At 44.3% G+C, this 26,756-nt stretch carries 22 protein-coding genes, 1 tRNA gene, 1 pseudogene and 1 riboswitch; of the genes and pseudogenes, 13 read left to right on the plus strand and 11 right to left on the minus strand.

What is annotated here, in order from left to right; genetic code table 11:
* The first annotated feature begins 32 nt into the window (after positions 1-32).
* A tRNA-Lys gene (locus H8S63_RS17155) sits at positions 33-105 on the plus strand.
* Positions 106-169: 64 nt separating this feature from the next.
* Here H8S63_RS17155 and H8S63_RS17160 read toward each other — a convergent pair.
* From H8S63_RS17160 to H8S63_RS17170, 3 genes are all read right to left on the minus strand, one after another.
* Positions 170-445: a hypothetical protein gene (locus tag H8S63_RS17160; RefSeq protein ID WP_186927463.1), complete on the minus strand. Its 276-nt coding sequence runs from the start codon at positions 443-445 to the stop codon at positions 170-172.
* Positions 446-621: 176 nt separating this feature from the next.
* Positions 622-789, minus strand: coding sequence for a hypothetical protein (locus H8S63_RS17165; protein ID WP_186927464.1), 168 nt, complete (start codon positions 787-789; stop codon positions 622-624).
* Positions 789-2,885, minus strand: coding sequence for a BT4734/BF3469 family protein (locus tag H8S63_RS17170; RefSeq protein ID WP_186927465.1), 2,097 nt, complete (start codon positions 2,883-2,885; stop codon positions 789-791). The genes H8S63_RS17165 and H8S63_RS17170 overlap by 1 nt, the downstream gene beginning before the upstream one ends.
* 332 nt (positions 2,886-3,217) lie before the next feature.
* On the opposite strand from H8S63_RS17170, the gene H8S63_RS17175 reads away from it, so the two are divergent.
* Complete coding sequence (locus tag H8S63_RS17175; RefSeq protein WP_186927466.1) at positions 3,218-3,841, plus strand: HU family DNA-binding protein; 624 nt, start codon at positions 3,218-3,220, stop codon at positions 3,839-3,841.
* 182 nt (positions 3,842-4,023) lie between these two features.
* Here the strand turns inward: H8S63_RS17175 and H8S63_RS17180 are convergent, their stop codons facing one another.
* Entirely contained in the window at positions 4,024-4,647 is a 624-nt protein-coding gene (locus tag H8S63_RS17180) for a hypothetical protein (RefSeq protein ID WP_007756945.1), read from the minus strand.
* Between the two features lie 141 nt (positions 4,648-4,788).
* On the opposite strand from H8S63_RS17180, the gene H8S63_RS17185 reads away from it, so the two are divergent.
* Complete coding sequence (locus H8S63_RS17185) at positions 4,789-6,921, plus strand: cation:proton antiporter (RefSeq protein WP_186927467.1); 2,133 nt, start codon at positions 4,789-4,791, stop codon at positions 6,919-6,921.
* Positions 6,922-7,083: 162 nt separating this feature from the next.
* On the opposite strand, the gene H8S63_RS17190 is transcribed toward H8S63_RS17185, so the two are convergent.
* The 3 genes and pseudogenes from H8S63_RS17190 to H8S63_RS17195 all read right to left on the minus strand — a co-directional run bounded on the left by H8S63_RS17190 (position 7,084) and on the right by H8S63_RS17195 (position 9,225).
* Positions 7,084-8,457, minus strand: a complete 1,374-nt coding sequence (locus tag H8S63_RS17190) for an MATE family efflux transporter (protein ID WP_007756950.1) — start codon at positions 8,455-8,457, stop codon at positions 7,084-7,086.
* A 79-nt stretch (positions 8,458-8,536) separates the two neighbouring features.
* Positions 8,537-8,722, minus strand: a pseudogene (locus H8S63_RS20405) (alpha/beta hydrolase); the annotation flags it as partial.
* A 32-nt stretch (positions 8,723-8,754) separates the two neighbouring features.
* On the minus strand, positions 8,755-9,225 hold the full coding sequence (locus H8S63_RS17195; protein ID WP_004299136.1) for an Lrp/AsnC family transcriptional regulator: 471 nt from the start codon (positions 9,223-9,225) through the stop codon (positions 8,755-8,757).
* A 177-nt stretch (positions 9,226-9,402) separates the two neighbouring features.
* Here H8S63_RS17195 and H8S63_RS17200 point away from each other — a divergent pair, with 177 nt between their 5' ends.
* Together H8S63_RS17200 and H8S63_RS17205 are read left to right on the plus strand one after the other, a co-directional pair.
* Positions 9,403-10,689 carry an O-acetylhomoserine aminocarboxypropyltransferase/cysteine synthase family protein gene (locus H8S63_RS17200; RefSeq protein ID WP_007756953.1) on the plus strand — a complete coding sequence of 429 codons (1,287 nt, stop codon included), beginning with the start codon at positions 9,403-9,405 and terminating at the stop codon, positions 10,687-10,689.
* Positions 10,690-10,757: 68 nt separating this feature from the next.
* A complete protein-coding gene (locus tag H8S63_RS17205) occupies positions 10,758-10,997 on the plus strand; it encodes a hypothetical protein (protein WP_032839875.1) in 240 nt (79 codons plus the stop codon).
* A 101-nt stretch (positions 10,998-11,098) separates the two neighbouring features.
* Here H8S63_RS17205 and H8S63_RS17210 read toward each other — a convergent pair whose 3' ends face one another.
* Positions 11,099-12,001: a mechanosensitive ion channel family protein gene (locus H8S63_RS17210; RefSeq protein ID WP_007756958.1), complete on the minus strand. Its 903-nt coding sequence runs from the start codon at positions 11,999-12,001 to the stop codon at positions 11,099-11,101.
* A gap of 127 nt (positions 12,002-12,128) precedes the next feature.
* A riboswitch (TPP riboswitch) is annotated at positions 12,129-12,225 on the plus strand.
* Here H8S63_RS17210 and H8S63_RS17215 point away from each other — a divergent pair.
* The 3 genes from H8S63_RS17215 to H8S63_RS17225 are packed head-to-tail and all read left to right on the plus strand — an operon-like array spanning position 12,226 to position 15,763.
* Positions 12,226-14,514 carry a TonB-dependent receptor gene (locus H8S63_RS17215; RefSeq protein WP_186927468.1) on the plus strand — a complete coding sequence of 763 codons (2,289 nt, stop codon included), beginning with the start codon at positions 12,226-12,228 and terminating at the stop codon, positions 14,512-14,514.
* A 20-nt stretch (positions 14,515-14,534) separates the two neighbouring features.
* A complete protein-coding gene (gene pnuC / locus H8S63_RS17220; protein ID WP_032839886.1) occupies positions 14,535-15,143 on the plus strand; it encodes a nicotinamide riboside transporter PnuC in 609 nt (202 codons plus the stop codon).
* The gene (locus H8S63_RS17225; RefSeq protein ID WP_186927482.1) at positions 15,140-15,763 is read left to right on the plus strand and encodes a thiamine diphosphokinase; all 624 of its coding nucleotides are present in this window, start codon (positions 15,140-15,142) and stop codon (positions 15,761-15,763) included. Before pnuC ends, H8S63_RS17225 begins: the two co-directional genes overlap by 4 nt.
* 214 nt (positions 15,764-15,977) lie before the next feature.
* Here the strand turns inward: H8S63_RS17225 and thrC are convergent, their stop codons facing one another.
* From thrC to thrA, 3 genes are all read right to left on the minus strand, one after another.
* Positions 15,978-17,279 carry a threonine synthase gene (gene thrC / locus H8S63_RS17230; RefSeq protein ID WP_186927469.1) on the minus strand — a complete coding sequence of 434 codons (1,302 nt, stop codon included), beginning with the start codon at positions 17,277-17,279 and terminating at the stop codon, positions 15,978-15,980.
* Positions 17,280-17,351: 72 nt separating this feature from the next.
* On the minus strand, positions 17,352-18,587 hold the full coding sequence (locus H8S63_RS17235; protein WP_186927470.1) for a cofactor-independent phosphoglycerate mutase: 1,236 nt from the start codon (positions 18,585-18,587) through the stop codon (positions 17,352-17,354).
* Positions 18,588-18,614: 27 nt separating this feature from the next.
* Positions 18,615-21,050 (minus strand): bifunctional aspartate kinase/homoserine dehydrogenase I, encoded by a 2,436-nt coding sequence (gene thrA / locus H8S63_RS17240; protein ID WP_186927471.1) that lies wholly within the window; start codon positions 21,048-21,050, stop codon positions 18,615-18,617.
* Between the two features lie 403 nt (positions 21,051-21,453).
* On the opposite strand from thrA, the gene H8S63_RS17245 reads away from it, so the two are divergent.
* The 5 genes from H8S63_RS17245 (at position 21,454) to H8S63_RS17265 (ending at position 26,696) form a co-directional block, all read left to right on the plus strand.
* Positions 21,454-22,491, plus strand: coding sequence for an asparaginase (locus H8S63_RS17245; protein WP_186927472.1), 1,038 nt, complete (start codon positions 21,454-21,456; stop codon positions 22,489-22,491).
* An 88-nt stretch (positions 22,492-22,579) separates the two neighbouring features.
* On the plus strand, positions 22,580-23,947 hold the full coding sequence (gene radA, locus H8S63_RS17250) for a DNA repair protein RadA (protein WP_007756975.1): 1,368 nt from the start codon (positions 22,580-22,582) through the stop codon (positions 23,945-23,947).
* A 59-nt stretch (positions 23,948-24,006) separates the two neighbouring features.
* The gene (locus tag H8S63_RS17255; RefSeq protein WP_032839887.1) at positions 24,007-24,381 is read left to right on the plus strand and encodes a GxxExxY protein; all 375 of its coding nucleotides are present in this window, start codon (positions 24,007-24,009) and stop codon (positions 24,379-24,381) included.
* A gap of 44 nt (positions 24,382-24,425) precedes the next feature.
* Positions 24,426-26,075 carry an NAD(P)/FAD-dependent oxidoreductase gene (locus H8S63_RS17260; RefSeq protein ID WP_007756977.1) on the plus strand — a complete coding sequence of 550 codons (1,650 nt, stop codon included), beginning with the start codon at positions 24,426-24,428 and terminating at the stop codon, positions 26,073-26,075.
* 18 nt (positions 26,076-26,093) lie between these two features.
* Positions 26,094-26,696 carry a LuxR C-terminal-related transcriptional regulator gene (locus H8S63_RS17265; protein WP_007756979.1) on the plus strand — a complete coding sequence of 201 codons (603 nt, stop codon included), beginning with the start codon at positions 26,094-26,096 and terminating at the stop codon, positions 26,694-26,696.
* Positions 26,697-26,756 lie beyond the last annotated feature (60 nt).

A 26,756-nucleotide genomic window follows, 5' to 3' on the forward strand; every position in this document is an offset into this window, starting at 1 on the left:
AATCAGGAAATAACTGATTTGCAATAAGGATTGATTCGCTAGCTCAGCAGGTAGAGCACAACACTTTTAATGTTGGGGTCCTGGGTTCGAGCCCCAGGCGGATCACAGAAACAACAAGAAAAGCCAAGCAAATCCCTGATAATCAAGTATTATTGGGGATTTCTTTTTTCTAGCAGGTAGCAGAAAATGAACGGCTCCCCATTCCCTCCTTTCCCTTTGCGCCATACTTCCGGAACAAGAGTAAGAATCTGACGTTCCGCAGAATCATACTGAACTGATGAATAAAACCGTGAATAATAGGTGCAGTAACAATTTGGTATGCACCGGCACACACACTCAACTGTTTCAAATATTTTATACCTATAAGTTCCGATTGCTGGTCATTAGGACGTTTTGCCGGAATGACCTGTCCTGACGAGACTGCGGAATATCTTGCTAATACCATTCGCGATTCCGCTTTTTCGGAGAACGACTTCCATATATGGGCTGCCAGTGGTTCGAATGATATCGCATATAATAGGATTTTAGTGCAAATTCAAGCTATGGCACAACTCACGGACGTATTTCCTGTCACAAACTTGACTTTCCATGAACAAGAGGGTGTGCGACATGAATTCCGACCTATAGCGGAATACTTATACAATGCCCTACCGTCATTATTTCCCAACCGATTACCCTCATACTCTCATAACTCCCCCACAACTCCCTATCCATCAGCCTTTCCATCATGACAGCAGCCACACACATCCCCCTGAGAGCAGCTTTTGCTCTCAGGGTATTATTTTCCATCACCCTATTTTCACCAGATGATAAAGTGTTCCCCGATAAGAACGATAAGAAGGAATATTTAATTTCTGAAGCATACGACCGAATTGCGCCACTTTATTGATAGCCAGCTTATCACGTGTTTTCGTCTGCAAATAATTCAGGATTTGCATAGCCGTCATCCATTCGCTCCCCTCTTCCCCCTCCTCTGCAGGACGGAGATAACAATGAAACAACTGTTCCAAAGGACTCGTCTGCTCAAATTCACGGTTCGTCTGTTTCAGGATCTGCTCGTCCTCATCGTCCAGCCAATAACGCTCACCTTTATAAATAGCCTCCATAGCCTGAGCATAAAGTTGCCGGTAATTGATAGTGACATTCGTATTGATGGGAGCAGTCACCTCAATACAGATGAAACGGCGACTTCCGCTGGGATCCGTCAACAAATCTTTCTGATTGCTCGTGCCGATAAAGGAAGCATAACGACGCATCTCGCGGATAGTATTACCATAAGGTTTCCGCAAGTTGGCGACAGGCTTCTGCAATAAATGTTTCAGGAACCCCTGTTGTGTGACACTGATCTGGTCGAACTCATCAATATTGATTAAGAAAAAACGTCCCAGATAGCGTTCGGCCTCCTGTTTGCTTTTGAAGTCGAGGCTGTCCGTATAGCCGAAGCGGAGTTCCGGAGGCAAGAGAATGCGGCAAAACGTTGACTTACGGAAACCTTGCGGACCAACAAGTAAAGGGGAAGTATTATTACCATGCTGGCGGTCGAGTCCGCGCCAATGAGCCACCATGCTGAGAAACCAGCGGTAGAACAGTTCCCGCCAGTGCGGATTGTCACAAGGAACAAGACCGGCCAATGAACGGATACGGTCCTTCCCGTCCCAACGGCCTGTATCATAAAGATACTCCTCAACGGGATTATACAAAGGAACGTATTCCGAATTCAGGAAACGGTCCACATCACGGTCCCACACACTGATACCCTCTTTCAAGGCACTGATGGACACACTGTTACGGACACGTCTGTCCAAAGGTCTGAAACAGAAATGGATGGAATCACGCTGTCGGTATTCCAGATCATCCAAAACTGTGTTATAACGGAATTCATAACGACGGTTCATAAACTCTTCGAGTAAAAAAGCCACCTCCTGCTCCCGGGTCAGACTGCTTTTCTTACCAAACCCCTTACATTCCTGATAAAGATTATGCAGTTCCAGACGGATGGTCTGCTCATCCTCCTCCCGATAATAGTGGATAAGCGTCTGCCGCACAGCCTCTTCCTCGGGAATACCCGCCTTGAAGCAATGTTCGGCAAGATGCACAAGCAAGGGTTGCAGGTCGTCGCCACGTCTCCAGCCCTCCATCTCTTGGAACGCACGATTCAGAGCAGCCTCAAACACTTTCTTAAAAGTCCGTGAAGACTCGTAGCAAGGCTCCAGCCTCAGCAGAGGATTCTTCTCCCCCTGTTTCCGTTCCCGGAAGGTCTCCTCACCCGGCATAACAAGCGGCTGTTCCAGACAGAAAGGGACAGCGTCGGGGTTATAATAAGGAGAATCATCCAACGTCATACGGCACTTTTGCATCAGTACCGGCTCTTTCAATTCGATAGAAAAAGGAAACATCGGCTGATAACACTTCACCGCCAGCCAATAGGCATGAACGTGGAACAGTTCCGCTTCCGATTCCTTCACGGGAAGTCCCCGATCGTCCGGCAAGGCAAAACGTACCCATATCTTCACGCTACGACCGCTGGAGCCGCAAAAGGCGGCAAAAGTCTGGGGCAACAGTGCCGCCTGCCGTTTCACATATTCCATTTCGGACAGGCCGGCAAGATGTTTCACTTCCAACTGTACCAGCCCGTTATACCGTTTCATCTTCCGTTCCCCCTCTTTGGTTCGGGTATACTCTACAGCGGAGTAGATACACGGCAGTTTGTCAATATGCTCATACTGACCGTAAGTACCCTCCAATTCCGGTATAAGATTTCGCAAAGCCGTGATATGTCCCGATTTTGTTTCAGTCTTCATTTTTTCGAACAATATGGCGGTATCGCAAACGCTTAGAGTTTCCTTTCCGCTCCCGTTGTCCTTCCTGATCAATGTTATTTTCATGTTGTTTGTCCTTTAAATACGGCTTGCCGTCAAATTCCTGTAAAGATACGGTATATATCGCTTGGATACAAGCTTTTCTTATGATTTATGTCCGGCTTTTATTTGCATTCTTCTTATAGTTTATGTATCTTTGCTTACTAGTTAGTAAAGGCTCACTACTGTGGACAATAAAGCTATCATCTGTGAACAAAAGTGTTTACAGACGTGAACAAAAATGTCCACAGTAGTGAGCCTTTCCGTTTCATTAATAGATAATAAAAGAACGATAAGGTATTAACATAAGACAGTATAAGAGATAACATAACAACAGCAGGTATTTAAAAACAAAAACTATGGCAATATTATTTGATTGGTATGAAGATCCGAGACCTTCGGACAAGCAACAGGGAAAAAGAACGCTGCATCCGCGCATAAGATATAACGGCACGATAGGAACCGACTTGGTACGCCAACGTATCCAAGAGCGTTGCTCGCTGACCGAAACGGATGTCACTGCCGTACTCGACGCCCTTTCACATATTCTGGGAGAGGAACTGGCAGACGGGAAACAAGTGCATCTGGATGGAATCGGCTATTTCCATCCTTGCCTGACCAGCACGGAACCGGTAACGATAGCCACAAAGCGAAAAGCAACCAAAGTAAAACTGAAAGCTATCCAGTTTCGTGCCGACCAAGCGTTAAAAAACGAATTCGGTATACTGAAAGTAAAAAGCCTCAGAGGAGAGCTGAATTTCAAGCAGTTGACCAATGAACAGATTGACCGATTATTGACGGGATACTTCAAAACACATCAATTTATGAGAAGATACGACTTCCAGAATCTCTGCGGGATGGCGAGAAGTACAGCCATGCGACATATCCGGCGCTTACGCGATGAAGGAAAGCTGAAAAATGAAGGCAGTGTGATGCAACCGATTTATGTACCCGGAGACGGATATTATGGTAATAATGAATAGATTACATAAGAAACGACCAGACCGGAAGTATGAGGGCAACCATTTACCCTCATACTTCCGGTCTAGCTGCCATCATAGTTGGAAGTACTATGAATAAAGGGTTTGAAGTGATTTATGAGAGTATGACAGCAAAATCAATAAAAAAAGAATTGGTAGTCATACCGATACTCTTCCTCCGCTGATTATTTGTTCTCAGCTTTCTGGGTATAAATCAAATCACCTCTTTGACTGATTGTCCATAAGCCGTCCACCAGTCGCACATTCTTTGTATCATCGTCTTCTACATTCCACGCATAGCCACCCGACGGCAAACTACGTCTTTCCAATATTTCATTGGGTTGCTTATCCGAGAAGAAGAGTTCAGCACGTGTAGAATCGGGACTGAAAACGATAAAAGCAGAAGTCTCGCCTCCGTTAACAGCCTCTGTACGAATACCTTTTTCAAATAAACGGATGCAGTCTTTTTGTACTTCACACCATACGTATCCGGCAGAACCGATACAACCGTGCTCATCACGGTCACCGCCCAATCGGGGAGCCTGCGGATATTGAACCAATTTGGAAGCCTGCATTCCCGGTGTATATTTCCCTGCATAAAATACTTCCAATGTATCATTCAAAAGCAAACCGTCAACTTGTTCCTTGTTCGCATCCATCGTACTAAACGAAAGCGTGTCATTCTTATCCGTAACAATGGATACCGTATTCATTGACGCATCGCAAACAATCCCTTTGGAACTTTTCATCTCCGACGAGCAACTGCCCATAATACACAAAACTCCTAATGCCAATAACGCTGTTTTCATTTTTCTAAATTGTTAGTTGGTTTAAATCAGAAGCAAAGATACAGATTATATGGTACAAAGGAGTATTTTATCAACGAATGCTTTTTTAAAAGACTTTTTTTAAGTTATTTTGCGCGAAGAATATTACGAACTTATCAACTTATGGATTGGATTGGCCTTGATTTAACACTCCCTATCACCGACCCTACATGGATATTTCTCCTTGTACTCCTTATTATATTATTTGCCCCTATCCTATTGAACAAACTGCGTATCCCGCATATTATAGGAATGATCCTAGCAGGACTGGCAATTGGTGAGCACGGCTTCAATATTCTGGCACGCGACAGCAGTTTCGAGCTATTCGGGAAAGTCGGTCTCTATTACATCATGTTTCTGGCAGGCCTTGAAATGAATATGGGAGATTTCAAGGAGACACGAAACAAAGCGTTAGTACTGGGATTACTGGCTTTTATCGTACCCATAGGAATAGGATTTGTAGCAAATGTATCGTACCTGAAATACGGTGTAATCACTTCCGTACTGCTGGCCAGTATGTACGCGTCACATACCCTTGTAGCCTATCCCATCGTCACACGCTTTGGCGTATCACGCCATCGCAGCGTAAGTATCGCAGTAGGAGGAACTGCAGTGACGGACACACTCACACTGTTGGTTCTCGCCGTTGTAGGCGGACTATTCAAAGGGGAGACAGGGGGGCTGTTCTGGATTTGGCTGGTAATAAAAGTCATCTTTCTAGGTACGTTTATCATCTACGTTTTTCCACGTGTCGGGCGCTGGTTCTTCCATCGGTACAATGATAATGTAATGCAATTCATTTTCGTCCTGGCTATGGTCTTTTTGGGAGCAGGACTAATGGAGTTCGTAGGTATGGAAGGGATTCTAGGAGCTTTCCTGGCAGGCCTGGTATTAAACCGGCTCATTCCGCACGTCTCCCCCTTAATGAATCATCTGGAATTTGTCGGCAATGCGCTTTTCATTCCTTATTTCCTTATCGGAGTGGGAATGTTGATTAACCTTCGCGTCATCTTCGGGCACGGAGATGCGCTGAAAGTGGCTGCCGTAATGATTATAATGGCTCTGACCGGCAAATGGATCGCTTGTTGGCTGACACAGAAGATCTACAAGATGTCTGCTCTTGAACGAAAGCTAATGTACGGGCTGAGTACCGCACAAGCGGCGGCTACATTGGCGGCCGTGCTGGTGGGATATAACATTATCCTGCCCGGAGGAGAACGCCTGCTGAATGACGATGTACTGAACGGAACGGTACTACTGATTCTGGTAACCTGTGTGGTAAGTTCGCTGATAACGGAACGGGCAGCCAAGAAGGTTGCCATAGACGACTCTGAACCGGAGAAAACCTCTTCGGCAACAGAAACGGAAAAGATCTTAGTGGCTCTTAACAATCCGAACACCATCGAAGATATGGTAAATCTTTCTTTAGTTATACGTGACCCGAAATTGAAAGATAATCTATTGGCAATCAATGTAATCAATAATGATAACACTTCCGACAATCTGAGAATGCGGAGCAAACGTTATCTGGAAAAAGCGGCTATGATGACAACAGCGGTCAACGTCCCGTTGAGACAAATTACCCGTTATGACTTAAATATCGCTTCCGGCATTATCCATTCCGCCAAAGAGAATGAGATAACAAGCATTATCACCGGGTTGCACCACAAGGCAAACATCACGGATTCATTTTTCGGTGTACTTGCCGGACACCTGCTGAAAAGATTGAACTGTGAGCTTATTATTTCCAAATTCCTGATACCGGTTCACACGCTTAAACGGATTGTCGTTGCCGTCCCACCGAAAGCAGAATATGAATCCGGCTTTCCCCGTTGGATGGAACATTTCTGCCGGATGGGAAGCACGCTCGGTTGCCGGGTACATTTCTTTGCAAATGAAAAGACAACCGCCCACCTGCAAACATTGATAAAGAAAAAGCATAAACAGGTGCTAACCGATTTCTCTCTTTTAGAAGATTGGAATGACTTGCTGGTATTAACAGGACAAGTAAGCTATGACCATTTATTAGTCATTATCAGCGCACGACCGGGAACTCTCTCTTACGACAGTTCTTTTGAGAAACTACCGAGACAGCTTAGCAAATACTTCTCCAACAATAGCTTAATCGTATTATATCCTAACCAATCGGGAGAACCATTAGATACGTCATTCTTTTCTAAGCTATACACTGATACCGAAACCCGGCATTATGAAAAGGTGGGTAAATGGTTTTACAGGTGGTTTAAGAAAGACTGATATTTCATAGTGTTTCTCTTGTTAAATAATGATGAGACGACCACTTTCCATGAGAGATACTTTGGAAATACATTAGCTTTTTATAATATGAACAAACATTTTTCGCAAAAATACGTAAGCAGTTACATAATTAGTTCTATTTATGGATAAACATCAGGAAATTTAGCTTATGCGCAAAGCGCTCCTTTGGATTTTTCCCAATATTTTTGGGAACTGCCAGAAGAACAACAAAGTACAACAAATTGCCGCTGTCGCATCGGATATTGCTTCAGCCGCATATACACCGGCTACTCCCATAAGGTGTGGCAATATCAATGCCAATGGGATCAGCAGAATTACTTTGCGCAGCAAGGCTATGAAAATAGAAATTTTTGCTTGTCCCAAGGCTACAAACATATTTTGGCAGGCTCGTTGCAATCCGAAAATAGTCATACCACCCAAGAAAACAGGCATTGTCCAGCGGACTGTTTCTATCAGTCTTTCATCACTCGTAAAGGCGGAAGCTACTGTTGAGGGGAAAAGAATCATAAACAACATCAGCAGTAAGTTGAATGAGAACATGGTTATCAATGCGACGCGGAAACAGTCTTTGACACGTTGTTTATCGCCGTGCCCATAATTATAACTCACAATAGGAACGAAACCTTGCGCAAATCCTGTTAAAGGGACACTTGCAAATTGCATCGCACTTTGCAAGATGGTCAATGCGCTGACATAAATATCTCCAAAATCTTTCAGGCTGCTGTTCAGAACAAAGCCAACCAGGCTTTCGGTACTTGCCATAATAAACGGTGATACGCCCAAAGCAAATATAGAAAGTATTATCTTCCGGTTCAACGCCATGTAACGTTTTTCCAAAGGGAGAGAGGCGTGTCGGGAGAAAAGGAAAGTTAAAACCCATACTGCACTACATGCCTGTGAAAGTACTGTAGCCAGGGCTGCGCCTTTTACTCCCATATCGAGCCAAAAGATGAAAATCGGGTCGAGAACGATATTCAACAGCGCTCCTATTAATACCGAGTACATGGCGATAGCAGGACGCCCTTGTGCATTGATAAAGGAATTTAATCCTGTGGATATTTCTACGAAGATAGTTCCTAATAAATAGATGGAAAGATAGTCGACTGCATACTCCAATGTATTTTCCGAAGCTCCTGTAAAAAGTAAAATCGGCTCCATAAAGATATATGCGATGAGAGAAGTAAACAAGGTGAATAATATCAGCAGGATAAAACCATTACCCAGAATTTTTCCGGCACGTGAACGATCCCCCTGCCCGAGTGCAATAGCCGCTAACGGCGCACCGCCACCTCCTACTATCGCTGAAAAAGAAGAAATCAGTATAACAAGAGAAGTCGTTACTCCTACACCCGCCAATGCATCCGTACCAATCCCAGGGATATGACCAATATAAATACGGTCGACCATGCTATAAAGCAAATTAACAAATTGCGCTGCCACAGCCGGAAGTGCCATCTTAAAAACAAGCGGTAACATGCGCTCTGTCCCCAGTCGTTCTTCATATTTATTTATCATCCCAAACTCCTTTTTCTAAAATCTGTTGCAAAGTTATAAGAAAAACAGGCTTCCGGTTTAAAACCATTGAATAAAATAAAACTTTTACAACCTGCATCCGGAATTGTTCCTGCTCCTTTTCAGTAGGTAACACTCCAGAACCTGCATCATAACCGCATCCTCTTAGTGTACAGAGTCAAGGATTCTGTATTCCGGGCATTATCATTCTGCGATGATCCATAGATATAGCTTTACTTATCAACTGCGGATATCGGGTAGCAAATATACAAGATAAATTTCAGACTATCACACAACGAACTAAATATGTATCCCATATTGATGCTTCACTTCAGCCATCACAAACGTGCTTTCCAGTGATCCCAAGCTATCAATCGTCCCCAACACATTCAGAATAAACTCCTGATAGTATTTCATATTGGGAGCATGAATCTTCAACAGGTAATCATAACTTCCTGATATGTTATAACATTCGGTTACTTCAGGAATATCCTGTATGATCCGTGTAAACTCGGCTGCTATATCCCTGTTCAGACGTCTAAGCTTCACACTGCAGAATACGACAAATCCCTGATTCAGCTTTTCCGCATCCAACACGGCAATATACTTCTTTATATATCCTCCACTCTCCAACCGTTTAAGACGTTCAAAAACAGGAGTTGAAGAAAGGCTCACCCGTGCAGCCAACTCTTTTGTCGTCAATCGGGCGTTTTCCTGCAAAGTACGGAGTATTTGCAAATCGACTCTATCCAGTTTATCAAAAGTATCCATAAGAAAAATATTCTTCTAAAAGGTGATTTTTAGGAATAACGCAGATACATTATTCCATATAACGGAACAAAAATAGCATTATTTTCTATATTTAAGCTATATATTGTTCGATATATCTACATCCCATAACTTTGCAAGAAAATAAAGAAAGAATATAAACTTAAAAAACATACGATTATGGCAACAAAGAAATTACACTTCGAGACTTTACAAGTTCATGTAGGACAAGAACAAGCAGATCCGGCAACAGATGCCCGCGCAGTACCTATTTATCAGACTACCTCTTATGTATTTCACAACTCCGCCCACGCAGCCGCACGTTTTGGTCTGCAGGATCCGGGAAACATCTACGGTCGTCTGACCAACTCCACTCAAGGAGTTTTTGAACAACGCGTAGCCGCTCTTGAAGGAGGAGTAGCAGGACTGGCAGTCGCTTCGGGTGCCGCTGCCATCACTTATGCTTTCGAGAACATCACTCGTGCAGGCGACCATATTGTAGCAGCCAAAACTATTTATGGAGGAAGCTATAACTTACTGGCTCATACCTTACCCAGTTATGGCATCACAACAACATTCGTTGATCCAAGTGATTTATCGAACTTTGAAAAAGCCATTCAGGAAAATACGAAAGCCGTATTTATAGAGACATTGGGAAATCCGAACTCAAATATCATTGATATAGAGGCAGTAGCTGAAATAGCCCACCGCCACAAAATACCTTTGATTATTGACAACACATTTGGTACCCCGTATTTAATCCGCCCTATCGAACACGGAGCAGATATCGTAGTACATTCTGCAACAAAATTCATTGGCGGACACGGTTCTTCATTAGGAGGAGTTATTGTAGATTCGGGCAAATTCGACTGGGTAGCTTCCGGCAAATTTCCACAACTAACCGAACCTGATCCATGCTATCATGGCGTACGCTTCGTTGATGCAGCCGGTCCGGCTGCCTATGCCATCCGTATCCGTGCTATTCTGCTGCGCGACACAGGTGCCACCATCAGTCCCTTCAACGCTTTTATCCTGCTGCAAGGCCTGGAAACTCTTTCCTTGCGCGTAGAACGCCATGTAGAAAATGCATTGAAGGTAGTGAATTTCTTAAACAATCACCCGAAAGTGAAGAAAGTGAACCATCCGTCATTATCCAATCATCCTGACCATGCACTGTATCAACGTTACTTCCCGAACGGTGCCGGTTCCATTTTTACTTTCGAGGTAAAAGGCGGACAAGAAGAAGCACACCGCTTCATCGACAGTCTGGAGATTTTCTCCCTGCTTGCCAATGTTGCCGATGTGAAATCATTGGTGATCCACCCAGCAAGCACTACCCATTCACAGCTCAATGCACAGGAGCTAGCCGAACAGGAGATTTATCCGGGCACCGTACGTCTATCCATTGGAACGGAACATATCGATGACCTGATTGCGGATCTGGATCAGGCGCTTGCGAAAATCTAACATTCAATCATTGAACTTTCCATGACTGCGGGATGTTATACCTATATAACATTAAAAACATTGCAGTCATGGAAAAATATTTAATACACAGCAACGAACTGCATCTGATAGACGCAGAGAAAATCCATCAAGCCGTAGAAAAGCTAGTGGAGTCACTCGATTTAGCCGCCGGATCTACTACAAACTTTAATCTCTATCAGGTCGTAGAAAATTACTTCAAGGATCTTGAAAAAAGAAGGAAAATCAATCACGTACTGGGGATTAAAGAAGACAGATACGAGCTAGCCGAAGATTTCGGTATTAAATAAAAGTAAATTCATTCAATCACACCAGACTATTGTTCTAAATAAAACGAGAGAGTTCCACAAAAGTGAGACTCTTTCGTTTTCTATTATATACGGTATAATAATCAGCCTTGATGCACTGTAAGCTGCGGGAACGGGAAATTGATACCCTTTTCATTGAAGGTTTCGTAAATAGCCTTGTTGATGTCGAAATAAACTCCCCAATAATCCGAGCTGTTCACCCAAACACGCGCAACTACATTCACACTGCTTGCGTCCAATGCATGAAGAGCTACAAACGGGGCGGGTTCATTCAGGATACGCTTATCGGCAGCAAGAATCTCATAAACGACTTCCTGTACCTTGTCATAATCTTCTCCATAATCGATTCCTACAATCCACTCTACACGACGAGTCACCTGATTGCTATAATTGGTAACCACACCGCTACTCATCGCTCCGTTCGGTACATAAATCACTTTGTTATCCGCAGTAGTTAGAATAGTGTGGAAAATCTGTATTTCTTTTACTGTACCCGAAACGCCCTGACTTTCAATCCAATCACCTACTTTATAAGGTTTGAACAGCAACACGATCAGTCCTCCGGCAAAGTTCTGCAAGTTACCGGATAACGCCATACCGACAGCCACACCAGCAGATGCCAGCAAAGCCGCAAACGAAGTTGTTTCTACTCCCAAAGCACCGACAACCGAAATAATCAACAGGATAGTCAATAGGATATTCACCAAACTCCGGACGAAAGTTTTGATACTTATATCAACCTTTCTCTTATCCATCAAACGCCCTACAAAATTTTTGAGCATCGAAATAAGGAAACGCCCTACAATAAAAACAATGACCGCTATCAGGATACGTTCTCCGGCACGAATACCGAAGTCTATCAGTTGCTGGGTTATCAATGAAAGCTTGTCCAAACCTTCAGCGTTGGCAATCGCCTCTTTCATCAGCTCATCTGCGGCCACTTGCACGGAATCCGCAGCTTGTGTCGCTTGAAATAATAGTAACATAATCTAAATGTATTAAATGAATAAATGATTGTTTGTCCTTTTCAACGAATTGCAAAGTTATATTGTTTTTAGCAAATCTAAAAGTTTTTTTTGCTTTCCTCCTGTAAATGCTGTATTTTTGCATCCGATTCACTAGTAGGGGTGCCTTAACATGACGGGCTGAGAACATACCCATAGAATCTGAACCGGGTAATGCCGGCGTAGAGAACTAACAAATAAGCAAGATGAAAAGAATTGTTATGATGGCCATCGCCTTATCGGGCGCAGGCTTCGCTGTCCATGCACAGACGAGTGCTAAAGCGGACAGTCTGAAAGTTGTAAACCTGCAAGAAGTGCAGGTAGTATCCACGCGTGCTACGGCGAAAACTCCGGTAGCATTCACCAATGTAAGAAAAGAACAGATCAGTAAACAGAATTTCGGACAGGATATCCCATTCCTATTATCTACCACTCCTTCCGTACTGACAACTTCAGATGCCGGGGCGGGAGTAGGATATACTACGATTCGCGTTCGCGGAACGGACGCTACCCGTATTAACGTCACCGCCAACGGTATTCCGATGAACGATGCTGAGAGCCACGCCATCTTCTGGGTAAATACTCCCGATTTCGCCTCTTCTCTGGAAGATATGCAGATTCAACGGGGAGCAGGCACATCGACCAACGGTTCGGGAGCATTCGGCGCCAGTATCAATATGCGTACGCAAAGCATTTCATCCCAACCATACGCCGAAGTTTCCGGTTCTTACGGTTCATTCAACACGCACAAAGAAACGGTCAAAGTCGGGACCGGGCTGATTAACAAATATTGGGCATTCGATGCGCGGCTCTCTAATATCCAGAGTGACGGATACCGCGACCGCGCCTCATCAGACCTGAAATCATATTTCGTGCAAGGCGGTTACTTCGGTGAGAGCACAACGATCAAGTTTATCACTTTCGGTGGAAAGGAGAAGACTTATCATGCTTGGGACGGTATCAGCAAAGAACAACTGGAGAACGACCGGACATATAATCCGAACGGAGTCATTCTGGATGATAATAAAGGAAAAGGTAATCCGATCGGCTTTTATGATGATCAAACGGATAATTACCGACAGACACATTATCAACTTCTATTCAATCATATCTTCTCTCCGGCATGGAATCTGAATATCGCTTTCCATTATACCAATGGCTTCGGTTATTATCAGGAATACAAGAACGGACGTACATTGAAGGAATATGGTTTGAAGCCTTTCTACCTGCCGGATAACAGCGAACCGCAGAAGAAAACAAATCTCGTACGCCAGAAGTTGGTGGATAGTGATTTCGGCGGTGGTATCTTCTCTCTGAATTACCAGAATGAAAGACTGAACGCTTCGCTAGGCGGCGGACTCAACCGATACAGTAACGACCATTATGGAAAAGTTTTGTGGGTAAAGAATTATACCGAACAACTCGACCCGGAACATGAGTATTACCGTAATAACGGCGGAAAGACGGACGGGAATGTCTATTTGAAAGCCAATTACCAACTGACCGGCAGCCTGAGTGCCTACGCAGATCTGCAATACCGTTATATCCGTTATACGATTGATGGGGATAATGATAAATGGGACTTCACCGCTACCCCCGAGCGTTTGCAGCGACTGGATGTGAGAGAACACTTCAGCTTCTTCAATCCGAAAGCCGGACTTTTCTGGCAAATCAATCCGAACCATAGCACATACGCCTCTTTCTCGGTAGCTCAGAAAGAACCTACCCGCAACAATTATACGGATGGAATGTTTAACGAACATCCCACAGCGGAGAAGTTATTGGATTATGAGTTGGGATATACCTACCGTAGTGAATGGTTTACGGCCGGTGTAAACCTGTATTATATGGATTACACAGACCAGTTGGTATTGAACGGAAAGACCAATGATATAGGCGAAGCGATGGCAGAGAACGTAAAAGACAGCTATCGCATGGGGGTCGAGTTGTCATTAGGCGCAAAATTCAATGATTGGCTGCGTTGGGATCTTAACGGCACATGGAGCAAAAACCGTATCAAGAACTACGTAGGTTACGTGTATGATGAAAGCCTGGTGAATGGTGAGATTGTCGATGACTTATATACGCAGACAGCTATCGAGGGTGGAAACACTCCGATCGCCTTCTCTCCTTCTTTCATCGGAAACAGCCTGATTACTCTCGGAAGCAACGGACTGGAAATTGCTCTCCAGTCACAATATGTCAGCCGCCAGTATCTCGACAATTTCGGTACAAAAGAGAATTCACTCGACGCTTATTTCGTCAATCACCTGAGTGCCTCTTACTCCTTTAAAACCCGCCACACAAAGCGAATCACGATAGGAGCTACCGTCTATAACTTGTTCAATACGAAATATGAGACAAATGGATACTCCCAAAGTGTGGCACTTTATGAGAATGGGGATAAGACAAAAACGTATGCGATAAAGCATGATCCACGCTTCTACCCGATGGCAGGTACCAATATTCTGGCACACCTCACCCTCCGTTTTTAAATAAAATACAGGCTCGAATGATGGATATGAATTTCCTTGAAATGTTCGGTACAGTAGTCGGTTTAGTCTACCTTTGGTTGGAATACCGGGCAAGCATCTATCTTTGGATAGCGGGTATCATCATGCCTGCTATCTACATCTTCGTCTATTACAAAGCGGGGCTGTATGCAGACTTCGGTATCAATATCTATTATCTGATAGCAGCGGTCTATGGATGGTTTTTCTGGATGTGGGGACGAAGAAAAGGAAAAAGCCGGGAATCTGCCGACATGGGAGAAAATGATAAATTGCAACAACTTTCTATCGTCCATACTCCGCGTAGATATTATCTCCCTCTTTTCTTTGTATTTATCATTTCATTTTTCGGCATTGCCTGGATACTTATCGAGTACACCGACAGTAACGTGCCGTGGTTGGATAGTTTCACTACGGCACTAAGTATTGTGGGTATGTGGATGTTGGCACGCAAGTATATCGAACAGTGGTTTGCCTGGATTCTTGTCGATATTGTCTGTTGCGGACTTTATATTTATAAAGACCTTTATTTCACCTCTGCTTTATACGGACTTTATTCCATTATCGCTATCTTTGGCTACTTTAAATGGAAAAGATTAATGAGCGTACAATGATAAACGAGCACTATACTCCTGAGGCTGTGATACTTGCCAATGGCGAATATCCTACCCATCCTCTTCCTTTGCGAATGTTGGAAGAGGCTAAATTCGTAGTTTGCTGTGACGGGGCAGCCAATGAATATATTTCACGCGGACATACTCCGGATGTGATTATCGGCGACGGTGACTCCCTTTCACCGGAATATAAGGAATTGTTTGCTCCTATCATCCACCGGATAGCCGACCAAGAGACGAACGACCAGACCAAAGCTGTCCTGTTTCTGCAAAAGAAAGGCTATCGGAAGATTGCCATTGTAGGAGCCACCGGCAAACGGGAAGATCATACATTAGGAAATATCAGTCTGCTCATAGACTATATGAAAGAGAACCTGGAAATCAGGACTATCACCGATTACGGTGTATTTATGCCCGCCAGCGGTACACAGACATTCGAGTCGCATCCCGGTCAGCAAGTTTCCATTATCAATTTCGGAGCAAAAGGATTGAAAGGAGAAGGATTGGTTTATCCTCTCAGTGACTTTAGCAATTGGTGGCAAGGTACACTCAATGAGGCTACAGCCAATCAATTCACAATCCATTGCATAGGAGAGTATCTTGTTTATCTTGCTCATTAAGACAAGACTATGCCCCCAATTTCCGTTTCAACCACACCTTCATTACAGGATCGGGAATAATAACTTGACGCTTTTCAATTTGTCGGACTGTGTCAGACGACACGCTTTCTGCACCAGAGAGGTTTTAGGCCGAAACGCATCGGGATCTCCTACAACCAACAAGTGACAATAAGCCGTATTTTAAATTTCCTCGTAAGACAAAACTTTCATACGATTAAAGCGCTAGTAGATACTTTTTGAAGTCCGCAAAGTCTTTAGACATAGGCAAGCTCTTCTTTTCTCCTTTCATAAACTCCTGCAATTTGGCAGGGATTTCCACAGCCTCGCCAATAATACCTTCTACTGTTTCGAGGAATTTGGCAGGATGAGCTGTTTCCAAGAATACTCCGGTTTCACCCGGTTGCAAGCCGTCCATCAACGCACGATAACCGCAAGCACCGTGAGGGTCAAGCAGGTAATGATGATCTTTCCAAGTCTCTTTCACTGTCTCGCGAATTTGCACGTCGGTATAAGTAGTTCCCGAAATCTCGGCTGAGATAGCCGCATGAGAACCTCCGTACAAATCGAGCACACGGGCAAAGTTACTCGGATCGCCCACGTCCATGGCGTTGGCAATGGTAGCAATGGAAGGACGGGGACTGTATTTACCGGTTTGCAGATATTGATAGAAAATATCATTACGGTTGTTGGCGGCAATAAAACGCTTCACAGGCAAGCCCATCTTTTTGCCAAACAATCCGGCTGTGATATTTCCGAAGTTTCCGCTAGGTACACAGATCACTGCATTGTCCGCCTTTCCGGCACGTTTCAACTGGGCGTATGCATAGAAATAATAAAACGCCTGCGGAAGAAAACGGGCTACATTGATGGAATTAGCGGAAGTCAAAGAAAGATGTTCATTCAACTCCTTATCCATGAAAGCCGATTTTACCAATGCCTGACAGTCGTCGAATGTTCCGTCTACTTCGAGCGCAGTAATATTCTGTCCCAACGTAGTAAATTGCTTTTCCTGAATCTCACTGACCTTCCCTTTCGGGTAAAGCACATACACATGGATACCTTCCACTCCTAAGAATCCATTAGCCACCGCACTTCCCGTATCACCGGAAGTCGCCACCAGCACATTTACGTTCTTCTGTCCTTCTTTCTTTATAAAGTATCCCAGCAGACGTGCCATAAAACGACCGCCTACATCTTTGAACGCCAAAGTGGGACCGTGGAAGAGTTCGAGGGAATAAATATTCTCCGATACCTTTACCAACGGTACATCAAAACTCAAAGTATCATATACAATCTGCTTCAACGTTTCTGCCGGAATGTCTTCTCCAAAGAAAGCATCGGCCACACGATACGCTATCTCTTGAAAAGACAATGTATCAATCGTATCGTAAAACTCTTGCGGAAGAGGTTTGATGGACATCGGCATGAACAAACCTTTGTCTGCGGCAAGGCCTTTAACGACTGCTTCTTGCAAAGAAGCGATCGGAGCCTGTTTATTGGTACTATAATATTTCATTGTTATTATTTTAAGTTCACCACGGATTACACGGATTCACACAGATTAGAAATTATGAGAAAATAATCTGTGTTAATCCGTGTAATCTGCGGTGAGTGTGAAATTCATGAATGCTTTTATAAACTCGTCTTCTTTCAGCAAACCGTAACTACCGTTACAAGCAGCCACCTCATCGAACGTCTGCACCTCATCCGGCTCAATGCCCGGATACCAGATAAAGAACGGAACAGGCTCGGAGGTATGCGTACGAAGCTCGCAAGGAGTAGGATGATCGGGCAACACAGCGATTGCTACGGGTTCGTCCCAATCTTTCACAGCTTCGTAAATAGGACCTACGGCACGCTTATCAAGATTCTCGATCGTCAGGAGTTTCAAGTCGATGTCTCCTTCATGTCCGGCCTCATCGCTGGCTTCGATATGCAGATAAACAAAATCGTCAGTTTTCAGAGCTTCGAGGGCAGCGGCTACTTTATTTTCATAATTCGTATTATAAAGTCCGGTAGCTCCTTCTACGGCAATACGGCGCAAACCGGCATAGTAACCGATTCCGTTAATCAAATCGACTGCTGAAATCACAGCCCCTCTCTTGACTTGCGGGAAAGTCTCGGAGAAGGTAGGCATCTGAGGACGGTAACCGGGACTCCAAGGCCAGATACTGTTTGCCGGATCTTTGCCTTCGGCTATACGTTTCAAGTTCAAAGGATGATTCTTGAGCAGTTCCTGCGATTTCAAAATCAAGTCATTAATCAGATCCGCCGTTTCCTGTGCTTCCGGCACCAACGGTTTCACCATCAACGGCCGGAAAGGCTTCAAAGGCACATCATGCGGAGGCGTGCAGTCCAATTCCTTATTACCGCCTTTAATAACGAGCAAGTGGCGGTACTGAACTCCCGTATGGAAACGTACGCGGTCATCCCCCAAATTTTCTTGCAGGTATTTTATCAACACGTCGGCTTCCTCAGTAGAAATATGTCCTGAAGAGTGATTCTTCAAGATTTCTCCCTCTACACAAATTAAGTTGCAACGCATTGCTATCTCACCCGGTTGCAAGTCCACACCGATACTGGCAGCTTCCAGCGGTCCGCGACCTTCGTACACTTTCGGAAGGTCATATCCCAATACGGACATATTGGCAACCTCACTACCCGGATGGAAACCTTCGGCTACGGTAATCAACCGTCCGTTACGTCCCATGCAGGCTAACTTATCCATATAAGGCGTCTTTGCATATTGCAGGAGCGTCTTGTTCCCTAATGACTTCACCGGCCAATCGGCCATTCCGTCTCCCAATATGATAATATGTTTCATTTTAATAAGTCTCAACTCTCAACTGAATTAAACGTTTGCGATACTCATGATGTCGGCAAAAACTCCGGCGGCAGTCACACCGGCACCGGCACCGTATCCCTGAATCATCATCGGATATTCTTTATAACGTTCCGTAGTCAGCAGAATGATATTGTTGCTGCCCTCCAGACCGTAGAACGGATGGTTGGCTCCGACTTCCTGCAGGCCGACAGAGGCTTTTCCATTCTCCAGTTTTGCCACAAAACGCCAATGTTTGTTCTCCTTCTCCAAGACTTGACGACGGGCTTCAAAGTCCGCATCCAGACTCGGCACTTTCTTCCAGAAGTCATCCAAAGAACCTTCAAAGAAATCGTTCGGCACAAAAAGATTCTTTTCCACATCTTCCTGTTCGATACGATAGCCCGCTTCACGCGCCAGAATCACCAATTTACGGATTACATCTTTTCCACTGAGGTCGATACGCGGATCCGGTTCGGAATAACGCTCTTCTTGCGCCATCTTGATGGTACGGCTGAAAGGTATATCAGCACTGATCTTATTAAAGATATAATTCAATGTACCCGAAAGCACCGCCTCAATCTTCAATATCTTGTCACCACTGTGAATCAAGTCGTTGATTGTGTTGATAATCGGAAGTCCCGCACCTACATTGGTTTCAAACAGATACTTCACTCCACGCTGACGGGCGATTGTCTTCAATTCACGGTAATTCTCGTAAGCCGACGAAGCGGCAATCTTATTGGCAGCAACGACAGAGACGTTATGCTGCAACAAATCCTTATACAACGATGCAATATCCGCACTTGCCGTACAGTCAACAAATACGGAATTGAAAATATTCATGCCTACTATCTCTTCACGAATCGTTTGCAAGTTGCTGTCTTTTCCTTTCTGCTTCAGTTCCTCGCGGAAATTGGAGAGGTCGAAACCGTCACGGCTGAACATCGCTTTAGCCGCATCAATGATACCTACCACATGAAGTTTCAGTCCGTTTTCCATCATCAACTTCTGTTGCTGACAACGAATCTGCTCTACCAGACTGCCGCCTACCGTACCGATACCGCAGATAAAGAGATTCAGTACCTGGTATTCGGACAAGAAGAAAGAGTCGTGAATAACGTTGAGAGACTTACGCAAAGATTTTGCATCCACCACAAAAGAGATATTTGTTTCCGAAGCACCCTGTGCACAAGCTATTACATTGATACCGTTACGTCCCAATGTGCCGAACAGCTTGCCGGCGATACCCGGTGTATGTTTCATGTTTTCACCTACGATAGCCACCGTAGCCAAGTCTCTTTCTGCAAGAATCGGGGAAATCTCTCCCATCTCGATCTCTTTTGCAAACTCCTCATTCAGCACTTCGCAAGCCAAGTCCGCATCGGCATTACGCACACCGATAGAAGTACTGTTCTCGGAAGAAGCCTGCGATACAAGGAACACGCTGATTCCGTTCTTTGCCAATGCCTTAAAGATACGGTAGTTAACACCGATCACCCCTACCATACCAAGTCCTTGAACAGTAATGAGGCTCGTATCATTGATAGAGGAAATACCCTTAATGGCTTTGCTTTGCGGATTGGAAACCTCTTGTTTGATAACCGTTCCCACGCCATCGGGATTAAACGTATTCTTTATTATAATAGGTATATTCTTATGGCATACCGGATAAATCGTAGGCGGATAAACTACTTTCGCACCGAAGTTACAAAGTTCTGTCGCTTCTACATAGCTCAGTTCGGTAATTGTGTAAGCAGTTGAAATGACACGCGGATCAGCCGTCATGAAACCGTCTACATCCGTCCAGATTTCCAGACTATTCGCATCCAGCGCAGCAGCGATAATGGCAGCCGTATAGTCCGAACCGCCACGTCCCAAGTTTGTCACATCTCCTGTCGTCTTATCAGAAGAGATAAATCCAGGCACCAATGCAACCTTCGGCACTGAGCTGAAAGCCTTTTTCACCAGTTCATTAGTCAGTTCCGCATCCAGAATATGTTTATTATGTTTCTTTTCAGTCTTGATAAAAGTGCGCGAATCGAACCATTGCGCCCCCTCAATCAGTTCGGTAACTATGATAGAGGAAAGACGTTCTCCATAACTTACAATGGTATCCGATGTCTTCGGAGAAAGGTCTTTAATCAGATAGATTCCTTGAAAGATGTCTTTCAACTCATTCAGCAGTTCTCCGATCTGACGTTGCAATGATGTCTGCTTTTCACCGGCAGGAACCACTTCTTTAATCATTTCCACATGACGATAAACGATTTCACGAAACTCGCCTTCGTATGCCGAATCTCCCATTGCCGCCATCTTCGACGTGTTTATCAATTTGTCAGTGATGCCTCCCAATGCGGAAACAACTACAATTACCGGCTCAGCAGCCGACTCTACAATTCTCTTTACGCTTAAAATGCTGTTCACGGAACCTACGGATGTTCCGCCGAATTTCATTACTTTCATGAAGATACTTATTTAAATGCAATGTCCTGTGCGTATATGTTATAACAGAACGATTGGTTATTTACGAATAAAATTGAATTTGAATTTTGCCTGCTTATACAGGCGTGAATCACGTAGATACACAAAAACTATCCATCAACCCCTAAGGGTCATGGTACACATGGATGTGACTGTATGTGGATAGTACTTCATCATAGTCCTTGTTTCTACTCTTGTTTTTGATAAGTGTCGCAAAAGTAATAATAAAAACGTTCAATCTATCACTTTTTTCGGTTTTTTTCTGATAAAAAGAATATTTCATAGTAATCCCTTATTGCAGCAGAGATTCACTTTTATATCATTTTGCTATAAATATATCATTTATATTAGTATATTTGCGAATATAAATACGCAAAATCAGCTTATGAACCCTATAAATACTTCCGTATTGCTAATATACACCGGTGGAACAATTGGAATGATTGAGAACGCCGCAACAGGTGCATTGGAGAATTTCAATTTTGAACAACTCCAAAAGCACATCCCCGAATTGCAGAAATTCAACTTTCCGATAGACACCTATCAGTTTGATCCGCCGATGGATTCTTCGGATATGGAACCGGATATGTGGCAAAAGCTGGTTCATGTTATTCATGACAACTATGAACGCTATCAAGGGTTTGTAATCTTGCACGGCACGGATACGATGGCATATACCGCTTCCGCACTCAGTTTTATGCTGGAAGAGTTGGACAAGCCTGTCATCCTGACGGGTTCTCAACTTCCGATAGGGGTACTTCGCACGGATGGGAAAGAGAATCTGATGACAAGTATCGAGATTGCCATCGCACGGAACAAGGAGGGAAAGGCGCTCGTACCGGAAGTCTGCATCTTCTTTGAAAACCACTTGATGCGAGGTAACCGCACAACGAAAATCAATGCGGAGAATTTCAACGCGTTCCGGTCATTCAATTATCCGGTACTGGCGGAGGCGGGAATTCATATCAAATATAATAATGTACAGATCCATGCGAACGGAGAGGAACATAAGTTGAAACCACACTATCTGCTGGATACGAACGTGGCTGTACTGAAACTATTCCCGGGAATTCAGGAAAATGTAATTGCTACTGTTCTAGGAATCGAAGGGCTGAAAGCGATTGTACTCGAAACATACGGTTCCGGCAATGCTCCCCGTAAAGAGTGGTTTATCCGAAGACTTTGCCAGGCCAGCGCACAAGGGATTGTAATCGTCAATGTGACACAATGCAGTGCGGGAATGGTGGAGATGGAACGCTATGAAACGGGATATCAACTATTGCAGGCAGGTGTTGTCTCCGGTTACGACAGCACGATGGAGTCCGCCGTCACCAAATTAATGTTCTTATTAGGACACGGATATACCCCGGATGAAGTGCGTGACCGGATGAACCGTTCGATAGCCGGAGAGATAACTATATAGGCATACATCTATTTCTATTAGGCAGGGATAACTTATTTCTAATAAATTATCCCTATTTTTGTACCCTACAACGAAGAAAGGAAGTTCGATGGCAAAAGAGAAAACCGTATATGTATGCAGTAATTGCGGACAGGATTCACCGAAATGGGTAGGTAAATGTCCGTCCTGTGGGGAGTGGAATACGTATGTAGAAGAAATTGTGAGAAAAGAGCCGGTCAACCGCCGTCCTGTGTCGGGGATTGAAACGCAAAAGCCCAAACCGCTTGCGCTTGCCGATATAGTGGCGGATGACGAACCGCGTATCAATATGCACGATGACGAATTGAATCGTGTATTGGGCGGGGGGCTGGTACCGGGTTCTCTGGTCCTGATAGGCGGTGAACCGGGAATCGGCAAATCTACGCTCGTCATGCAGACTGTATTGCATATGCCGGAAAAGAAGATTCTTTATGTCTCGGGCGAAGAGAGTGCACGTCAACTAAAGCTCCGTGCCGACCGTCTCTCTTCTATTTCCAGTGACTGTCTCATTGTTTGCGAGACTTCCCTCGAGCAGATTTATGTACATATCAAGAATACGAATCCCGATCTGGTGATCATCGACTCCATACAGACTATTTCTACCGAGAGTATCGAATCGTCTCCCGGAAGCATCGCACAGGTCAGAGAGTGTTCGGCGTCTATTCTTCGTTTTGCGAAAGAAACGCATACACCTGTGTTGCTGATCGGGCATATTAATAAGGAAGGAAGCATTGCAGGACCTAAAGTGCTGGAGCACATCGTAGATACAGTTCTTCAATTTGAAGGTGACCAACATTATATGTACCGTATTCTACGCAGTATCAAGAATCGTTTCGGTAGTACGGCAGAGTTAGGTATTTATGAGATGCGTCAGGATGGGTTGCGCCAAGTCAGCAATCCTTCCGAGCTTTTGCTAAGTCAGGATCATGAGGGGATGAGCGGGGTAGCCATTGCTTCCGCCATTGAGGGAATTCGCCCGTTCTTGATTGAGACGCAGGCTTTGGTGAGTTCTGCTGTCTATGGAAATCCGCAACGCTCGGCAACCGGTTTTGATTTAAGAAGGATGAATATGCTGCTGGCTGTTCTCGAAAAGCGCGTAGGATTTAAGTTGGCTCAGAAAGATGTATTCCTGAATATCGCCGGAGGATTGAAAGTTAATGATCCGGCCATTGATTTGTCTGTTATCAGCGCCATCCTTTCTTCGAATATGGATGCGGCTATCGAACCGGAAGTTTGCATGGCAGGAGAAATCGGCCTGTCGGGGGAGATACGTCCCGTGAATCGAATTGAACAACGTATCGGTGAGGCTGAAAAGTTAGGTTTCAAACGTTTCTTGCTGCCTAAATATAACTTGCAAGGAATCGACACCCAAAAACTGAAGATAGAACTAGTACCGGTGAGGAAAGTGGAAGAGGCGTTCAGGGCTTTATTCGGTTAGGTTCACCACAGAGGACGCAGAGGACACGGAGGAGTGATTAATCAAGTAAATAAATAATGATAGAAGATATTAATAATTTAACGAGTAAAGTGCTGGGATTAGCTTTTGAGGTGCATACTCAATTGGGAGCGGGTTTACTTGAAAGTACATACGAAAGCTGCTTATTCTATGAATTGAGAGCAAACGATATAGATGTAGAAAGACAAAAGAAATTACCTATAATCTATAAAGGAACCCAATTAGATACAGATTACAGAATAGATTTGTTGATAGACAACCAACTCATTATAGAATTGAAAAGTGTGGAAATGCTACAACCGGTACATTCTGCCCAACTATTGACATATATGAAACTTGGCCATCTAAAATATGGACTATTAATAAATTTCAATGTTCCTCATTTAAAACAAGGAATCAAACGTTTTATTATCTAAAAATTTAAACTCTGTGACCTCTGTGTCCTCTGTGGTGAAAAAATATGATACAAGAATACCAACTCCGCATCCTCCCCGAAATTGCTGTAAACGGACAGAAATTAAAGGAATACCTTTCTAAAGAAAAAGGTTTGAATCTGCGTGACATCACTGCTACCCGAATCTTGAAACGGAGTATTGATGCACGCCAACGGACAATCTTCGTCAATTTGAAGGTGAGGGCATACATCAATGAGATGCCTCAAGAAGATGAGTACGAACATACTATATATAATAGTGTAGAGGGAAAACCGCAAGTGGTGGTTGTCGGTGCCGGTCCCGGCGGACTGTTTGCAGCCTTACGCCTCATAGAACTCGGATTACGTCCCATCGTTATCGAACGCGGAAAAGATGTGCGTGAGCGTAAAAAAGATCTTGCACAAATCAGCAGAGAACACACTGTTGATCCGGAATCAAATTACAGTTTCGGAGAAGGAGGTGCAGGAGCTTATTCGGATGGAAAGCTCTATACCCGGAGCAAAAAAAGAGGAAATGTAGATAAGATTCTGAATGTATTTTGCCAACATGGAGCTTCGACCTCGATATTAGTAGATGCGCATCCGCATATTGGAACAGACAAGTTGCCACGCGTCATTGAAAATATGCGGAATAGCATCATCGAATGTGGTGGAGAGGTGCATTTTCAAACTCGAATGGATGCACTGATTATCGACAACAATGAAGTGAAAGGTATCGAGACGAATACAGGAAAGACGTTTCTCGGACCGGTCATCTTGGCAACCGGACATTCGGCAAGAGATGTGTATCGTTGGCTGGCCGCCAATAATGTGACGGTTGAAGCGAAAGGGATTGCTGTCGGTGTCCGCCTGGAACATCCTGCAATGTTGATTGACCAAATACAATATCATAATAAAAACGGACGGGGCAAATACCTGCCTGCCGCCGAATACAGTTTTGTGACACAGGTAGAAGGCAGAGGAGTATACAGCTTCTGTATGTGTCCCGGTGGCTTCATCGTTCCTGCCGCCAGCGGACCGGAACAGGTGGTAGTAAACGGCATGTCTCCATCCAATCGTGGCTCACGTTGGAGCAACTCTGGAATGGTGGTGGAAATTCAACCGGAAGATTTAAGAAGTGGAGAGTTGAGAATTGAGAGTGGAGAGTTGGCTGCGCAACAGAATGAGCGGCTGCTCGCTATCAATCCATCTCTCAATCATTCTCAACTTTCAACTCTCAACTCTCAACTTCTCCCCCTTCACTTTCAAGAGGAGCTGGAACGTCAATGCTGGTTGCAAGGAGGAAGACGACAGACTGCTCCGGCACAACGTATGATGGATTTTACCCGTAAGAAATTGAGCTACGATTTACCCGAATCTTCTTATAGTCCGGGAATTATTTCTTCTCCGCTTCATTTTTGGTTGCCGCCATTCATCAGTAAAAGGTTATCTCTCGGTTTCCAGCAATTCGGACGTAGCAGTCACGGATTTCTGACTAATGAAGCGGTAATGATTGGTGTCGAGACACGGACTTCTTCGCCTGTACGCATTGTACGCGACAAGGAAACATTACAGCATATAACCGTCCGCGGTCTATTTCCTTGCGGAGAAGGAGCGGGTTATGCCGGAGGTATTGTTTCTGCCGGAATAGACGGAGAACGGTGTGCGGAAGCCGCTGCTAATTATTTACATCATTAATCAAAACCCAGCAAACTGATGACTACCCAACCCGAAATAGCAATCATTGAACCCAATACACTCAGTAGTTTAGGACTCAAATCCATATTGGAAGAAATCATCCCAATGGCTACCATTCGTACTTTCCACCGTTTCAATGAATTAATGGATGACACACCGGATATGTATGCCCATTATTTCATATCGGCACAAATCTATGTGGAACACAATGCTTTCTTTCTTCCCCGAAAACGAAAAACAATTGTTCTGGCCAGTGACAGTCCGCAGTTTCAACTTTCCGGCGTACCGGTTCTCAATATTTATGAGCCGGAAGAGGAACTGGTGAAAAACATCCTGAAACTCCATCAACATGCCCATCACAAAGGATACCCGGTAAAGGATATGCCGCCAATGATTCCGCCAGCGCATCATCAGGAACTTTTATCTGCCCGCGAAATCGAAGTACTCGTACTGATTACCAAAGGACTGATCAATAAAGAAATTGCAGACAAACTGAATATCAGCCTAACTACCGTCATTACACACCGAAAGAACATTACGGAGAAATTAGGAATCAAGTCCGTTTCAGGACTGACTATTTATGCTGTAATGAACGGATATATCGAAGCCGACCGCATCTAATTCACCACAGAGGACACAGAGGATACAGAATTTTTAGAATCCTATTATACCTCTGTGTCC

Origin of the sequence: Bacteroides sp. NSJ-39, assembly GCF_014287315.1 — a bacterium.
Lineage (GTDB): Bacteria > Bacteroidota > Bacteroidia > Bacteroidales > Bacteroidaceae > Bacteroides > Bacteroides finegoldii.

Coding starts and splice junctions, on each gene's coding strand:
- pnuC (WP_032839886.1), top strand. CDS start 14,535: ATGGATATGAATTTCCTTGAAATGTTCGGTACAGTAGTCGGTTTAGTC.
- H8S63_RS17210 (WP_007756958.1), bottom strand. CDS start 12,001: ATGTTACTATTATTTCAAGCGACACAAGCTGCGGATTCCGTGCAAGTG.
- radA (WP_007756975.1), top strand. CDS start 22,580: ATGGCAAAAGAGAAAACCGTATATGTATGCAGTAATTGCGGACAGGAT.
- H8S63_RS17175 (WP_186927466.1), top strand. CDS start 3,218: ATGGCAATATTATTTGATTGGTATGAAGATCCGAGACCTTCGGACAAG.
- H8S63_RS17260 (WP_007756977.1), top strand. CDS start 24,426: ATGATACAAGAATACCAACTCCGCATCCTCCCCGAAATTGCTGTAAAC.
- H8S63_RS17215 (WP_186927468.1), top strand. CDS start 12,226: ATGAAAAGAATTGTTATGATGGCCATCGCCTTATCGGGCGCAGGCTTC.
- H8S63_RS17205 (WP_032839875.1), top strand. CDS start 10,758: ATGGAAAAATATTTAATACACAGCAACGAACTGCATCTGATAGACGCA.
- H8S63_RS17195 (WP_004299136.1), bottom strand. CDS start 9,225: ATGGATACTTTTGATAAACTGGATAGAGTCGATTTGCAAATACTCCGT.
- H8S63_RS17225 (WP_186927482.1), top strand. CDS start 15,140: ATGATAAACGAGCACTATACTCCTGAGGCTGTGATACTTGCCAATGGC.
- thrA (WP_186927471.1), bottom strand. CDS start 21,050: ATGAAAGTAATGAAATTCGGCGGAACATCCGTAGGTTCCGTGAACAGC.
- H8S63_RS17200 (WP_007756953.1), top strand. CDS start 9,403: ATGGCAACAAAGAAATTACACTTCGAGACTTTACAAGTTCATGTAGGA.
- H8S63_RS17165 (WP_186927464.1), bottom strand. CDS start 789: ATGGAAAATAATACCCTGAGAGCAAAAGCTGCTCTCAGGGGGATGTGT.
- H8S63_RS17180 (WP_007756945.1), bottom strand. CDS start 4,647: ATGAAAACAGCGTTATTGGCATTAGGAGTTTTGTGTATTATGGGCAGT.
- H8S63_RS17245 (WP_186927472.1), top strand. CDS start 21,454: ATGAACCCTATAAATACTTCCGTATTGCTAATATACACCGGTGGAACA.
- H8S63_RS17160 (WP_186927463.1), bottom strand. CDS start 445: ATGGTATTAGCAAGATATTCCGCAGTCTCGTCAGGACAGGTCATTCCG.
- H8S63_RS17170 (WP_186927465.1), bottom strand. CDS start 2,885: ATGAAAATAACATTGATCAGGAAGGACAACGGGAGCGGAAAGGAAACT.
- H8S63_RS17185 (WP_186927467.1), top strand. CDS start 4,789: ATGGATTGGATTGGCCTTGATTTAACACTCCCTATCACCGACCCTACA.
- H8S63_RS17235 (WP_186927470.1), bottom strand. CDS start 18,587: ATGAAACATATTATCATATTGGGAGACGGAATGGCCGATTGGCCGGTG.
- thrC (WP_186927469.1), bottom strand. CDS start 17,279: ATGAAATATTATAGTACCAATAAACAGGCTCCGATCGCTTCTTTGCAA.
- H8S63_RS17265 (WP_007756979.1), top strand. CDS start 26,094: ATGACTACCCAACCCGAAATAGCAATCATTGAACCCAATACACTCAGT.
- H8S63_RS17190 (WP_007756950.1), bottom strand. CDS start 8,457: ATGATAAATAAATATGAAGAACGACTGGGGACAGAGCGCATGTTACCG.